This is a genomic window from Amycolatopsis sp. TRM77291, from assembly GCF_054166285.1.
Map to the genome: position 1 here is coordinate 1 of NZ_JBSZHF010000029.1, position 782 is coordinate 782.

General features: G+C 62.9%; 1 protein-coding gene. It reads left to right on the forward strand.

Annotation, left to right across the window (positions count from 1 at the left end; genetic code table 11):
* Window positions 1-303 precede the first annotated feature (303 nt).
* The coding region (locus ACXIZN_RS43215) for a DUF222 domain-containing protein (protein WP_457960783.1) at window positions 304-782 on the forward strand (479 nt) is incomplete at its 3' end.

Here is a 782-nt window from a genome sequence, read left to right on the forward strand (position 1 = left end):
AGACGAACTCAACGACCGGCCGCGGCAGACGCTGGGCTGGCTTAAGCCGATCGAAGCGTTCGGCAAAGTGTTGCTAGACTAGAGGTGGTGCACTCACCGGTTGAAACCACCACCACCTCTCAGTGGTGGTCGAACTGATGTTCGAGTATGATCTTGGTTATGACCACTTCTTTTGCTTTTAATCCGAAAGCCGCTCGTCTTCTGGATGCCGCCTACGACGAGGAGGTTGTGTTGCGTCGGGCGCAGGGACGGCAGGTGCGTTCGATAGCGGGTTTCGCCGGGGTGGGTGGTTCGCGAAGATCGGTGACCGAGGAGGTCGCGCTGGCGTTCTCGGTCTCTCGTAATCAGGCGTTCCTGTTGGTCGAGACATCGTGTGCGTTGGTGGCACGGTTGCCGAACACGCTAGCGGCGCTGGAGAACGGTGACATCGACCTGTTCAAGGCGTCGAAGGTGTCCCAGCTGACCCGGGAGGTGCCCGATGAGGTCGCCGCACAGGTGGACGCGTGGATGGCCACGCGCCTGGCCGGGCGGGATCCTGCGGCGATCCGGAAGTCGGTGGATCACGCGGTGCAGAAGTTCGACCCGGACGGCTACCGGGAACGCGCCGAGAAGAAGCGTGCGTTGCGGCATGTGGCGTTGGAGCACGAGGACGAGACCATGTCGAAACTGTCGGGCTGGCTGCCGGCCGAGGTGGCGAGTTCGATCTACGCGTCACTGAGCCAGGCGGCGAAGAAACGCCGCCGGACCGATCAGTCCCGCACCCTTGACCAGCATCGGGCGGA